The organism is Shewanella sp. SM68 (assembly GCF_025653925.1).
GTDB lineage: Bacteria > Pseudomonadota > Gammaproteobacteria > Enterobacterales > Shewanellaceae > Shewanella > Shewanella oncorhynchi.
Genome location: NZ_JAKKRU010000008.1, coordinates 198,366 through 212,616, shown reverse-complemented (window position 1 = coordinate 212,616; position 14,251 = coordinate 198,366). Strand labels below are relative to the sequence as shown.

The following is a 14,251-nucleotide window of genomic DNA, read 5'->3' as shown; positions in this document are numbered from 1 at the left end:
CCCTGCAATAATAAATAATAAGGTGAATAGACGTGATGGAGATCATCCGCGGAGCCCCTGCACTCTCGACGTTTAGGGTGCAAAAGCTGATGGAGGCCTGCGAAAACGCGGCGCTTCCGGTACGCCAAATCTATGCTGAGTATGTCCATTTAGCGGATTTGAGCGAGTTGCTCGACACAAATGAACGCCAGCAACTTGAAAAAATTCTCACCTATGGACCTGCGATAGAAGCTCATATCCCCCAAGGTTCACTCCTGTTTGTCACTCCTCGCCCCGGTACTATTTCTCCTTGGTCTTCAAAAGCCACTGACATCGCGCACAATTGTGGCCTTGGTAAAGTGAAGCGTTTGGAGCGAGGCGTTGCGTATTATGTCGAGTCAGATGCACTGACAACGCCTCAGCAACAAGCCTTAAATGCGTTGCTGCACGATCGTATGGTTGAAATTATCCTCGATGATTTTACCAAAGCCGATGTGCTGTTCAAACGTACTGAGCCTGCGCCGTTTAAGAGCGTCAATATTCTTGCCGAAGGTCGCCGCGCACTTGAAGTGGCTAACACTGAGTTGGGGCTTGCCTTAGCCGAAGATGAAATCGACTATTTAGTCGAGAACTTCGTCCGTTTAGGCCGTAATCCCCATGACATCGAATTGATGATGTTTGCTCAGGCGAACTCTGAGCATTGTCGTCATAAGATTTTTAATGCAGATTGGACCATTGACGGTGAAGTTCAGCCTAAGTCACTGTTCAAGATGATCAAGAACACCTTTGAAACCACGCCTGATCACGTGTTATCTGCCTACAAAGATAACGCTGCTGTGATGGAAGGTTCGGTTGCGGGTCGTTTCTTCCCCGATCCTGATGGGGTATACAACTACCACACTGAACCAATGCACATCCTGATGAAAGTGGAAACCCACAACCATCCAACCGCTATCAGCCCATATCCTGGCGCTGCAACCGGTTCGGGTGGTGAAATCCGTGATGAAGGCGCGACAGGTCGTGGTTCTAAACCTAAAGCGGGTTTAACAGGCTTTAGTGTATCCAATTTAAAAATCCCAGGTTTTGTTCAACCATGGGAAGGTAACTATGGCAAGCCAGAGCGTATCGTCAGTGCGCTGGACATCATGACCGAAGGTCCTCTTGGCGGCGCGGCATTTAACAACGAGTTTGGTCGTCCGGCATTGGTCGGTTATTTCCGTACCTATGAGCAGGAAGTCAGCAGCCACAACGGTGTTGAAGTCCGTGGTTACCACAAGCCAATTATGCTAGCCGGTGGTTTAGGTAACATTCGTGAAGAACACGTACAAAAGGGCGAAATCACCGTTGGCGCTAAGCTGATTGTGCTCGGTGGGCCTGCGATGAACATTGGTTTGGGCGGCGGCGCCGCTTCGTCTATGGCATCGGGTCAATCGAGTGAAGACTTAGATTTTGCTTCTGTGCAACGTGAAAACCCAGAAATGGAACGTCGTTGTCAGGAAGTGATTGACCGCTGTTGGCAGCTTGGCGATAAAAACCCTATCCAATTTATCCACGATGTGGGCGCGGGCGGTTTGTCGAACGCTTTCCCTGAGCTCGTGAATGACGGCGAGCGCGGTGGTTTGTTTAATCTGCGTAATGTGCCTTCGGATGAGCCTGGCATGAGCCCGCTGGAAATCTGGTGTAACGAATCACAAGAACGTTATGTGATGTCAGTTGCCCCTGAAAACCTCGCGCTATTTACTGCCATCTGTGAGCGTGAGCGCGCACCGTTTGCGGTTGTGGGTGAAGCGACAGCGGAGAAACACCTGACGCTTAGCGATAGCCATTTCGACAATAATCCTATCGATTTACCGCTCGAAGTCTTATTAGGCAAAGCGCCTAAGATGAGCCGCGATGTGGTATCGGCCAAAGCCGTATCGCCAGCGCTCGAACAAAACAAGATTGATGTTAAAGAAGCGGTTAAACGCGTACTGAGCTTGCCTACAGTTGCGGATAAAACCTTCCTTATCACTATTGGCGATCGCACAGTCACGGGTTTAGTGAACCGTGACCAAATGGTGGGTCCATGGCAAGTGCCTGTGGCCGATTGCGCTGTGACTGCGGCAAGCTTTGATACCTACGCCGGTGAGGCTATGTCACTGGGTGAACGTACACCGCTAGCGCTACTAGACTTTGGCGCCTCTGCCCGTATGGCTGTGGCTGAGTCAATTATGAACATCGCTGGTGCCGATATCGGTTCATTTAAGCGTATTAAGCTTTCTGCCAACTGGATGTCTGCCGCGGGTCACCCAGGTGAAGATGCGGGTCTTTATGAAGCGGTGAAAGCCGTAGGTGAAGAATTGTGTCCAGAGCTGAGCTTGACCATTCCGGTCGGTAAAGACTCTATGTCGATGAAGACCGCATGGCAGCAAGATGGCGCGGATAAAACCGTGACGTCACCTATGTCATTGGTCATTACCGCCTTTGGTGTGGTGCAAGATATTCGCAATACAGTGACGCCAGAGCTACGCACAGATAAAGGCGAAACGTCTTTACTGTTAGTGGATTTAGGTGCGGGCAAAAATCGTTTAGGCGGTTCTTGTTTAGCCCAAGTGTTTGGTGAGCTGGGTGATATTGCGCCGGATCTTGACGATGCTGCACTGCTGCGCGGTTTCTTCGAAACCATGCAAAATCTAGTCGCTAAAAAATCGGTTATCGCTTACCACGACCGTAGCGACGGTGGTTTATTCACTACCTTAGTGGAAATGGCTTTTGCCGGTAATACAGGTTTAGACATAGATGTAGAGGACTTGCAGGGCACTGATTTAGAACGACTCTTTAATGAGGAGCTCGGCGCTGTGCTGCAAGTGAGCCGTGACAATGCTGCGAAAATTGCCGCTCAGTTCGCTATCGCTGGCGTGCCTTGCCATGTGATCGGAACTCTAGCCGACGATCAACGCATCACCATTAAAGATGGCGCGCGTGAAATCTTCAGTGATACCCGTGTAGCGCTGCGTACTGTGTGGTCAGAAACCACGTATCGTATGCAAGCTCTGCGTGATAACCCAGCCTGCGCGCTTGAAGAGTTCAAACTTAAGCAAGACGAAACCGATTTAGGCTTAACCGTTAACTTAAGTTTTGATCCAAGCACTGATGTTGCCGCACCTTATATCCTTAAGGGCGCTGCGCCTAAGATGGCGATTTTGCGTGAGCAGGGCGTTAACTCCCACGTGGAAATGGCAGCAGCTTTTGATCGCGCCGGATTTGAAAGCCGCGACGTACACATGTCGGACATTTTATCTGGCCGTATCAGCCTAGAGGAGTTCCAAGGCCTAGTGGCCTGTGGTGGCTTCTCCTACGGTGATGTATTAGGTGCGGGTGAAGGTTGGGCTAAGTCGATTCTGTTTAATGAGCGAGCTCGCGATGAGTTTTCTCGTTTCTTTGAACGTGACTCAAGCTTTGCCCTTGGCGTGTGTAATGGCTGTCAAATGCTGTCAAACCTGAAAGAAATCATTCCAGGCAGCGAGCATTGGCCACGTTTTGTGCGTAACCGCTCAGAGCGTTTTGAAGCGCGTTTCAGCTTAGTTGAAGTGCAACAGAGCCCGTCGTTATTCTTCCAAGGTATGGCAGGTTCACGTATGCCAATTGCTGTATCTCACGGTGAAGGTTTGGCTGAGTTTGCTAGCCCTGAAGCGCTGGCGATTGCCGAAGCGTCAGGCACGATTGCGCTGCGTTTTGTCAATGGTAAAGGTGATATCGCGACTCAGTATCCACAAAACCCGAACGGCTCGCCAAATGGCTTGACTGGGATTTGTACCACAGATGGCCGCGTAACCTTGATGATGCCGCACCCCGAACGTGTGTTCAGAACTGTGGCGAACTCTTGGCATCCAGATGCTTGGGGTGAAGATAGCCCTTGGATGCGTATGTTCCGTAATGCGCGAGTGACCTTAGGTTAAGCGTTTAAAGTCAACGGCTTTTGCCTTTGTTGAGGGGCAAAAGCAGGGTAATGAAAGCGTAAAAAAGGAGCGATAATTTCGCTCCTTTTTTTATATATAAAATGCATTTTATGGAAGTGATTGTATTTCAAATTATTAACGCTTATTGCAAATAATCTAATGGACTAAAGTGGCAAAATAGCCACTTTAATCGGTAAATACCTATTAATAGGTATGTTGCGCATTTGATACGGGGCGTGGTGTTTTATGGGGTTCTGGAGTTGTTGGGGGATGCTAGGGTCTTAATATAGAAAAAGCCCCCAATCTCAGGGAGATGGGGGCCCGTTTTGCGCTAACAAAACTTCACATAAATGCAATTAATTTCACGAGTAATTCTGGGGATTATTTCAGCTCATTAGCTGTATAAAGTTCAACAAAAACACGCTTGTAGCTGTTAACCAGACGTTCAAATAATTTAGTCATATCGATATCTCCACACCAAAAGTTAGTACCTATGTGCGCGAAGTTGGTCTTGGCTGGGCTACGACACCAGTTCTACCAAATTGTCTCCTTAACACAGGACATATATTAAACAACTTAGGTTAGCTTCTCAAACGAGAAAAAATACAAATATTCATTATTAAAACTAATGCATTTTAGCCTGTTCGATTGTGATTTTTTATATTTATATGTATTTATATTTGATTTTAAAGGTTTTAAATTATGGCTCACTTAAATTTGTGACAATATTTTTTAGTTAATTTGTTGCAACATTATTTATTTGTTGGTTTTTTGATGATTAGAACTGATTTTTACTGCCTAGTTGGTAAAAGTATGACTTTATATCAATTAATAGCTGCTCACTACTCTTGTTTTTCTCGATTGTCAATCCTCTCTGGTGGGGAAGTGTGTGCCTCACCGCAAAACCCACCTAAACCCCTGAGTTTGATTGATTTGCATCAAAGCGAGGTGGTATAAAATAGCCACAAATGAAAATGAATAAATATCTTAACTATCTGATATTTATATCGATGAAATCATTTGATTGATTGAGTGGTAGGGTGTTGGTCTCAGTTACTTGCGATAGTGTGACTAGCGTCTCAATATGCAACAGATATTGGTACTTTTTAGCCCTTGCTGCTTCGAACTAATGCAAAAGATTAAATTTAACGGTTTATACTGTTGTCGCAGATATAAACACAAAATGAAAACTCACTATCCTACAAAGGCACTTGCTGTGATTGACGCGGGTTTTGTCATAGCAATTGGACGCACCAAGTAAGGAGTCACCGATGATTGTTGAAGAGGTTGTTGAGCTATCGCGGTTGCAGTTTGCGCTGACAGCCATGTATCACTTCCTATTTGTTCCCTTGACTTTGGGGTTGGCATTTTTGCTGGCTATCATGGAATCACTGTATGTGATGACAGATAAACAAATTTATAAAGATATGACTAAGTTCTGGGGTAAGTTATTTGGTATTAACTTTGCCTTGGGGGTTACCACAGGTTTGGCAATGGAATTCCAGTTTGGTACTAACTGGTCTTACTATTCGCATTACGTAGGGGACATCTTTGGTGCGCCTCTGGCTATTGAAGGTTTAATGGCCTTCTTCCTTGAATCTACCTTCGTGGGTATGTTCTTCTTCGGTTGGGATCGTTTCACTAAGCGTCAGCATTTAGTCGTGACTTGGTTAGTGGCCTTTGGTTCTAACATGTCGGCATTGTGGATCCTAGTGGCAAACGGTTGGATGCAAAACCCTGTGGGTTCAGTGTTCAACTACGAAACCATGCGTATGGAAATGACCAGCTTCGCTGAGGTTGTGTTTAACCCTGTCGCGCAGGTTAAGTTTGTTCACACCGTCGCTTCGGGTTATGTGGCGGGTGCCATGTTTGTACTGGCGATCAGTGCTTATTACATCCTCAAGAAACGTGACTTACCTTTTGCTCGTCGCTCATTCGCGATTGCAGCTAGCTTTGGTATGGCGGCGATTCTGTCGGTTATCGTGTTAGGTGACGAATCTGGCTATAAAGTGGGTGAAGCACAGCGCGTTAAGTTAGCAGCGATTGAAGCTGAGTGGCATACAGAGCCTGCTCCAGCGGCCTTTACTGCTGTCGGTTTTCCGAATCAAGAAACCATGAAAACAGATTTTGCAGTCAAAATTCCTTATGCGATGGGTATAGTGGCAACACGCTCGTTGGATGAAGAAGTGACTGGTATTCATGACTTGATTGCTGAGCATGAAGTGCGTATCCGTAACGGTATGAAAGCCTATGCCATGCTAGTGAAACTGCGTGCGGGTGAAGAAACGCCTGAATTACGTGCTGCTTTTGAAGAAGCGAAAGTCGACTTAGGCTACGGTTTCTTACTAAAACGCTACACAGACAAAGTGGTCGATGCGACTGAAGAGCAAATTAAAGCAGCAGCTAAAGATTCTATCCCGAACGTAGCACCGATTTTCTGGAGCTTCCGTGTGATGGTAGGTCTAGGCTTTATCATGTTGTTCGTATTTGCTGCGGCATTCTGGCAAAGCACACGTCATCAAATTGCCGAGAAAAAATGGGTACTTAAAGCTGCACTTTATAGCTTGCCATTGCCTTGGATCGCGATTGAGTGTGGTTGGTTTGTGGCTGAGTATGGTCGTCAACCTTGGACGATTTCTGAGGTACTACCGACCTTTATGTCTGCGTCAAGCTTAACGACTGGCGACTTATGGTTCAGTATCCTTTCTATCACCTTGTTCTACACTGTACTGCTGGTGATTGAGATGTTCTTGATGTTTAAGTTTGCCCGCATTGGTCCGAGCAGTTTGAAAACTGGTCGTTATCATTTCGAGAACCTAGAAGCCTAAGCAGAGGATTTCATTATGTTTGATTATGAAATATTAAGAGTTATCTGGTGGGCTCTGATCGGCGTACTGTTCATCGGATTTGCGGTTACTGATGGTTTTGACATGGGTGTCGGTGCGTTACTGCCAATTATAGGCAAAGACGATACTGAACGCCGTATCATGGTTAACACTATTGCTCCCCATTGGGACGGCAACCAAGTGTGGTTAATCACAGCAGGCGGTGCGTTATTTGCCGCTTGGCCTATGGTGTATGCAGTGTCTTTCTCTGGCTTCTATGTCGCCATGATGTTAGTGCTGTTTGCCCTCTACATGCGTCCAGTCGGATTCGATTATCGTTCTAAAATCGAAAATCCAAAATGGCGTAAGTCGTGGGACTGGGCTTTGTTTGCCGGTGGTTTTGTACCTCCGCTAATCATAGGCGTGGCCTTTGGTAACTTGTTGCAAGGTGTGCCTTTTGAATTCGACGAGTTCCTACGTGCGACTTATCATGGTGGTCTGTTCGGCCTGTTGAATCCTTTCGGTTTGCTGGCAGGTCTTGTGAGCGTGAGCATGTTTATGATGCAAGGCGCTTCTTGGCTACAAATGAAGACTGACAGTGAGCTGCGTGTTCGTGCTGCGAAAGCCACGCAATTCTTCGCACTGTTAGTGGCTGTGTTGTTTGCTGCTGCGGGTGTGTGGTTAGCCAATGGTATTGATGGTTATGTAGTGACTTCAGTACTGGACCATAATGCGGTTTCTAACCCAGCCATGAAAACCGTCGCAATTGAAGCGGGTGCTTGGCTTGCCAACTATGACAAATACCCCATCACTATGCTGTTCCCCATCTTAGGTGTGGCATTGCCTCTGCTAGTGATTTTGGTTAGCCGCTTTAACCGTTCAGGTTTTGCGTTCCTATTCAGCTCACTCACTGTGGCTATGGTGATTTTGACTTGCGGTGCAGCAATGTTCCCATTCGTCATGCCATCATCACTTAACCCTAACGTCAGTTTGACTATGTGGGATGCAACAGCCAGTAAAATGACCTTAGGTGTTATGACTGCTGCTGCAGCGATTTTCGTACCTATAGTGTTGAGCTACACTGTCTGGACTTACTACAAGATGTTTGGTCGTATCGGCCGTAAGCATATTGAAGATAACAAAGCCTCACTCTATTAGGCATTAAGGAGCATCTGCTATGTGGTATTTTACGTGGATATTAGGGGTTTTGTTGGCCTGTTCTTTCGGGATTATCAATGCCCTGTGGCTTGAAAATACAGAGAACATGGACAGATCGGCAGAAGATGCCGAGTAACGTCTAAACTCGATTTAAAAACCTCGCATTAGCGGGGTTTTTTATTGGGATTTTTTGATGGGCTGAGGTTATTTTAGTTTGAAGTAGAGCGGCGTTATTGTATTAGGCCAAGCAGTTAACTTCGCTGCAGAGTGGTGGTATAACTGCAGCGAATAGGCCTGATATCATCGCTTTTTGATTGTGCTCTCTGCAGATGCTTGCTCGCATGGTTTAAGATATTTTCTCCATTACTCCATTACTCCATTACTCCTTTACGTCAGGATCCTAAATCAAAGTCCCAAATCCCTTTCTTAAATGTTGCTCCTATCGTTTTGATGTAGTGCTGTTATAAAAAATGCCGCCCAGTTAGGGCGGCATTTAACGTTTGATAAAGCACTAACTCTGTATCTAACCTGAACTCGGGATAACGAGTGTCGAAAAATCTAAATTTAACAAATAAAATCAATTACATAAAATTATTCGTTTAAAACGAAAAATCTATTTCCTGACTGAATGCGCAGATTTTTGCGCATATCAAGGCGCTCTGTCGTACGCCATAGCGAGCTATGGTTAGACAGAGCAACGCAGAGAGGCCCGAAAAGATGCCTATTCAGCGGCTCTGCTTATCCCGAGCTCAGGTTATCTAAGTCCGTATTTGAGTTATGCCTTAAACTGGCTTATTTGGCGTTTTAAGGCGGCGGCTAAGGAAGACAGTTCATTGGCAGAATGCACTGTTTCAGTGGCACGGTGCTCGCCTTCGTTAGCGAGTTCGCTGATCTGATGCAAATTGTGGGTTATCTCTTGTGCAACACTGCTTTGCTGCTCAGTAGCCGAGGCAATATTGCGTGAGCTAATCGCGAGTTCGCCAATCCTACGGGTGATTTCCTTCAGTTGTTCACCCGTTGCTTCACCCTGTGCTGCAGATTCCATTCCTAATTGATGACTTTGGCTCATTTGTTCTGTGGTGCTTTTCACTTGAGTTTGCAGCTTTTCAATTGTTTGGCCAATTTCTACAATGGATGACTGGGTCCGCTGGGCGAGAGTCCTCACCTCATCGGCAACGACGGCAAAGCCTCGACCTTGATCGCCTGCGCGCGCCGCTTCAATTGCTGCATTTAATGCGAGTAAATTAGTTTGTTCGGCAATGCTGTTAATGACTTCGGTCACTTTGCTGATCGCTTCACTTTCATGGCTGACTTTTTCAACCGATTGATGACTGTTACTGAGTTGCTGACTGAGTTTGAGTAAATCCTGCACCACTTTCGTCTGTTGGTTTTGACCTTCTTTGGATGCGGCATCCACTTGCTGGCTTTGAACTGCGCCATCTTGGGCATGATTAGCCACATCACGGATCGAGGTCGACATTTCTTCGATGGCAGTTGCGATTTGATCCGTTTGTAGCATTAGAGCTTGAGCTTCTTCACCATTTTGCTTCGCGATACTTTGTGCCTTGGAGGCCTGTTGCTCTAGACTCATGACTGAATCCTGCAATGCAATAATCAATTGCCTGAGCTCTGAGGACATAGTTGATACGCTGGTCGTAATTCGATCCACTTCGTTTTGACTCTGTGGTTCTGATGGCGCTAAGTGATGGCTAAAATCGCCACTGCCTAAATTTTCCATATGCACTTGGAGGGCATGCAAAGGTTTGAGTGCGCGAATTAAGACAACTGATAATAGCGCTGTGATCAGCGCGATCCCTGTGATAGCAACGATGGCGTTGATGGTGAGCAATTGCATACTTTCTTCATTAAGCTCACTTGCTTTGACTTGACCCACTAGCACCCAATTCCAGCCTGTTACGGTTTGGCTATAGGCAAACATGGGCTCATTTTTACTATTGCTGTAATGGGATTCCGCATCATTTTGGGTGGCATACGCAACACTTAAGCCATCAAGCATACTTTCGGTGATGATGTCACCTGCGTTGAACTTAGGATGGGCGACTAACACATTGTCTGCTTTGCGTACTAATAGAAAATGGCCACTTTCTTCTAAGGTGATTCTGTTAACTGCTTCTTGTAATTGTTTTAAGGAACTGGTGATGTCGAAGCCAATATATAAGATACCAATAACTTTGCCCTGTGTGTCTTTCACTGGACGATAGACTGTCATGTAGTCTTTGCCGAAAAGTTTGGCATAACCTTCATATTCATTACCGCTGAGCAGCACTTGATAGCCTGGATGTGTTTTGCCAAGGGAAGTACCTAGTGCACGGCTGCCATCGGCTTTTTTGAGCGAAGTCGAAACTCGCATAAAGTCATCGCCATCACGCACAAATACTGTAGCGGTACCGCCAGTTAGATTAGCAAAACGATCGACTTTACTTTTTGATGAGTTCACTTGTTCTTGTTCATGCATTAGGGCTGGAGAGCCTACTCCCATCACATTGACAGTTTTATTTTGCAGACTAAATTGTCCAGGATACATTTCCTTAAAAACATCGGCGTTGCGTCTCGCAAGCTGCAGAAGACTATCGTACTGCAGCTCTAACATGTCTGAAACTGCACGCATTTCAGATTTCATGGCACTGATACCTTTATCTTCTAATACATTTGAAGCGGCTTTATAGGAGACGGTACTCAATACGCCAAAGATGAGAAGAGTGAGAATAAACGCGAGGGCGCCAATTTGTTTTGCAATAGGCCAATTTTTATAATTCATCGTAAGATCCTATAGGTAACGGTTACATCAATGTAGCCTAAGTTTTACTCTGTAGTCTTGATGTGGGTCTAAAACTTCTGCAATTTTAAACTCATTTCGTTGATATTTTTGCAGTTTTAGACTTGGACTCATCAGCTTATTTTGCAGAAATGTTAGCAGATAACATGCCCAAGTACTGGCTGTATTCTGAAGGTATAGACTAAGCTGCTTAAGGTGAATGGAGTTCATAGTGTTAGAACCACATTATAGGAGAAGTGTATATGCTAGGTGAGAATCATGCGTTGGTTTATGAGTTTCCTGATTTTGTCGATCAAATTAAGCATTTAAAAGTGAATAATACCGTCTTCGCGACCATGGCTAGTCGTTACCATGAACTCGATAATAAAATTAGGGCGCTGGAGTTAACAAAAGTGCCCACCGCCGATGAGCACTTTTTAGCGTTAAAATTAGAGCGATTAAACCTTAAAGATAAACTGTATCAATATCTAGTTCATGATGCGATTTGAGCTTGAATCGCGGATGGGGTGTTTGCCGTACGGGTTTTCATCAGCAGCAAATACATAGTTGGAACCCATACCAGAGAAAGTAAAGTCGTCAGCAGGGTGCCGCCCGCGATAGCAATGGCAAAGGGAGGCCAAAACCCGCCGCCAGCAATGATGAGCGGAATAAAACCGCCCACGGTGGTAATAGTCGTTGAGCTGATATGACGGCCACAGCTGCTGACGGTAGACACTATGGTTTCCATATCGCCGAGCCGAGCGCTCGGCATATCTTCTAGTTCGGCCAAGATCACAATCGCAGCGTTAATGGCAAGTCCCATTAATCCAAGTAGCCCTATGATGACTGGGAATCCAAAGGGATAACCAAATACAAACACGGCTAATAGGCCAAGTCCTGCTGATTGTATCGCGCTCAATAGAATAATCGCCGTAAGCCTAAAGGAGTTGAACGATAACACCACAGTGGCTAATAACAAGGTGACGACCAACATCATATTGGACAGTAAATTACCGACTGCTTCGTTACGCTTAGCGCTTTCCCCACCGATTTCAATGCGATAACCCGATGGCAACGGTAATTGAGCCACTTTATCTTTAACATCATTAAGCACTTGAGCAGGTAATACCCCACTGACGATGTAGGCTTCTATGGTATTAACCCTTTGGCCGTTGCGCCTTGGAATGGCGCCGCGGCTCACTTGCACTTCGTTGTGGGCGAGGGCTGATAATGCAACAGACTCACCCGAAGGTGTCATTAATTGAATTTCAGAAAGGCGGCTCACCTGCTCGCGACTGTCATCAGCAAGGCGAACTCGTACGGGTAAGGATTCTGTTTGCTCAAGCACGCTACCACCGATAACGCCTGTGGTTGACATTTGGATCTGTTTGGCAATGTCCGTCAGGCTTAACCCACTCATTAGACTGGCATCTTCATTTACCTGTAGCCACAGCTTAGGTGCACTGGCACTTAAGGTTGCACGTGTGTGAAGTACGTCCGGCGTTTGCGCGAGAATATTACGAACGTCGTCGCCCAATGATCGCAAAGTATCTAGATTCGGGCCGAAGATCATTAACTCCACTGGCGCATTAAAGGGCGGGCCTTGCTCGAGTTTTCGAACTAGTACTTGCGCTTCGGGAAAAGCGCTATCAAATTGCTGTTGTAATTCGGGGATTAACTCATTGGCACGCTCAAAGTCAGTCACTTTTACCATGGCCTGTGCATAGTTAGTCGCCCCTTGTTGGCGCTGCGTCAGGTTGTAATAAAATGAGGGCGTATTACCGCCCACCACCCAATCGACTTGAGTGATCCCTGTGACTGCGTGGAGTTTTTTATCCATCAACTGCACTTGGTTCAAGGTGTTTTCTAAACTCACATGGGGCGCAAGATAGATTTCAATTTGGAACATGTCCCTGTCCGATGGCGGAAAGAACTGCTCCGTCATCTTACCCGAGGCTAAAAAACCTAATACTGGCGTAATGCCGATAAGCAGCGCGCTGACGATGGGGCGTTTAAGGGCAATTCTCAGGCTCGCTTGAAAATATTGGCTCACTAGCGGGAGGTTGATCCCGTGTTGATACCAGACATCCTGTTTACCTTCATGATTAAAACGTCCCGCGAGCCCTGCAATTAGCGTATGGGAAATCACGTAAGAGCCCAGCAGCGCAAACATCACTGACATGGCAATACCACCGACAAATTCCCCCGCAGCACCGGGCATGAGTACTATGGGCGCAAAAGCCAAAATAGTGGTGATAGTCGATCCCGCTAAGGGCAGCCAAAGGTGGTGTAAGGTTTCGCTCACTGCGGCTAAACGGCTCATTCCTTGCTGACGCCTTTGCGATATGGCATCGACAATCACTATCGCATTGTCCACCATGATCCCAAGGGCGACGACGAGTCCTGTCACCGACATTTGATGTATCGGCAGGCCGATATATTTCATGCAGGCCAAGGTAAACAGCGCTGTGAGCGGCAATGAAATCGCCACTATGATGGCGTTTCTTAAGCCTAGGGTGAGGAGTAATACCAGCAAGATGATGACAAATCCTTGCAGCAGGTTAACCACTAGCCCGCCAAGTCGTTCGCTGGTGTAACTGTTTTGCTCAAATAGCCATTGGATCTGGATATTGGCGGGGACTTCGCGATTGAGTTCGTCAACGACGTTATTGACTTGTGCTTGCCAAAGATCAACACGGGTATTATCGATCATTCGCACTGCAACCATTACGCCTTGTTCACCATCGACTAACGCTATGCTATCCGCTGGGGTTTGAGCTTGGCGAGTCACAGTGGCTATGTCGCCGAGGCGAATAATTTGTCCTTGGCTATCAATTTTAAGCGGCACTTGGCGAATACGGGTTAAAGAATCAAGCTCGCCGGAGACTTCAACTAAGGCACGAAATTCACGGTTGTTGATTTCACCGGCAGCAATTTTACTATCGGCGCCACTGAGAATATGGGCGATTGAAGCAGGAGAGAGCTGTAACTGGCTCATCTTGTTACCATCAAGCTGCACTAGCATTTCTTCGGTCGGTGCGCCGTAAAGTTTGACAAAATCCGTGCCCGATAACAGCCTGAGCCGACTCTGTAATTCTTTTGCGTAGCGGTTTAGCATGTCGACTTGTACGGGCGTATTACTATTCCACACTAAACTTAAGATGGCGGTGTAGGCATAACCAATTTGATCATCGAGTGTGGGAGATTGTATGCCCTCAGGTAAATTAATTTTCGCATCGGCCAATAAATCCCGCGCTCGAGACCATACGGGAGCCGTTTCTTTAACTGTGTCTTTCAATTCTAACTGTATAACTGAAATCCCTGGTCGAGAGGTTGATTGGATCAACTTAATTTCTTCCAAACGTCTGAGCTGGTTTTCAATGACTTCAGTCACTAAGGCTTCGACCCGCTCGGCTGAGGCGCCAGGATAAGGGGTGATCACTGAGGCGAAACGGTTAGTTATGTGGGGATCTTCAGTACGCGGTAGGCTCGATATCGCACCAAAGCCTGCGACAAGTAATAGCGCAATAACGAGGCTGACTAAGCGGCCGTTTTCAACAAAGGCTTTAATCATA

General features: G+C 46.4%; 7 protein-coding genes. 5 read left to right on the top strand and 2 right to left on the bottom strand.

The features are described 5' to 3' along the window. Positions 1-35 precede the first annotated feature (35 nt). From purL to cydX, 4 genes are all read left to right on the top strand, one after another. Positions 36-3,917 (top strand): phosphoribosylformylglycinamidine synthase, encoded by a 3,882-nt coding sequence (gene purL, locus L5M40_RS14515; RefSeq protein WP_263177102.1) that lies wholly within the window; start codon positions 36-38, stop codon positions 3,915-3,917. 1,271 nt (positions 3,918-5,188) lie between these two features. Beyond that, on the top strand, positions 5,189-6,745 hold the full coding sequence (locus L5M40_RS14510; protein ID WP_028761244.1) for a cytochrome ubiquinol oxidase subunit I: 1,557 nt from the start codon (positions 5,189-5,191) through the stop codon (positions 6,743-6,745). Positions 6,746-6,760: 15 nt separating this feature from the next. Continuing rightward, positions 6,761-7,900: a cytochrome d ubiquinol oxidase subunit II gene (cydB, locus tag L5M40_RS14505; RefSeq protein WP_028761243.1), complete on the top strand. Its 1,140-nt coding sequence runs from the start codon at positions 6,761-6,763 to the stop codon at positions 7,898-7,900. 19 nt (positions 7,901-7,919) lie between these two features. Then, entirely contained in the window at positions 7,920-8,036 is a 117-nt protein-coding gene (cydX, locus tag L5M40_RS14500) for a cytochrome bd-I oxidase subunit CydX (protein ID WP_011788717.1), read from the top strand. Positions 8,037-8,675: 639 nt separating this feature from the next. Here the strand turns inward: cydX and L5M40_RS14495 are convergent. Next, on the bottom strand, positions 8,676-10,679 hold the full coding sequence (locus L5M40_RS14495; RefSeq protein ID WP_263177088.1) for a methyl-accepting chemotaxis protein: 2,004 nt from the start codon (positions 10,677-10,679) through the stop codon (positions 8,676-8,678). Positions 10,680-10,939: 260 nt separating this feature from the next. Here L5M40_RS14495 and L5M40_RS14490 point away from each other — a divergent pair, with 260 nt between their 5' ends. Then, a complete protein-coding gene (locus L5M40_RS14490; RefSeq protein WP_113939445.1) occupies positions 10,940-11,185 on the top strand; it encodes a YdcH family protein in 246 nt (81 codons plus the stop codon). Here the strand turns inward: L5M40_RS14490 and L5M40_RS14485 are convergent. Next, a complete protein-coding gene (locus L5M40_RS14485) occupies positions 11,170-14,250 on the bottom strand; it encodes an efflux RND transporter permease subunit (RefSeq protein WP_263177087.1) in 3,081 nt (1,026 codons plus the stop codon). The two genes, L5M40_RS14490 and L5M40_RS14485, sit on opposite strands and share 16 nt — an antisense overlap. Position 14,251: the final 1 nt, after the last annotated feature.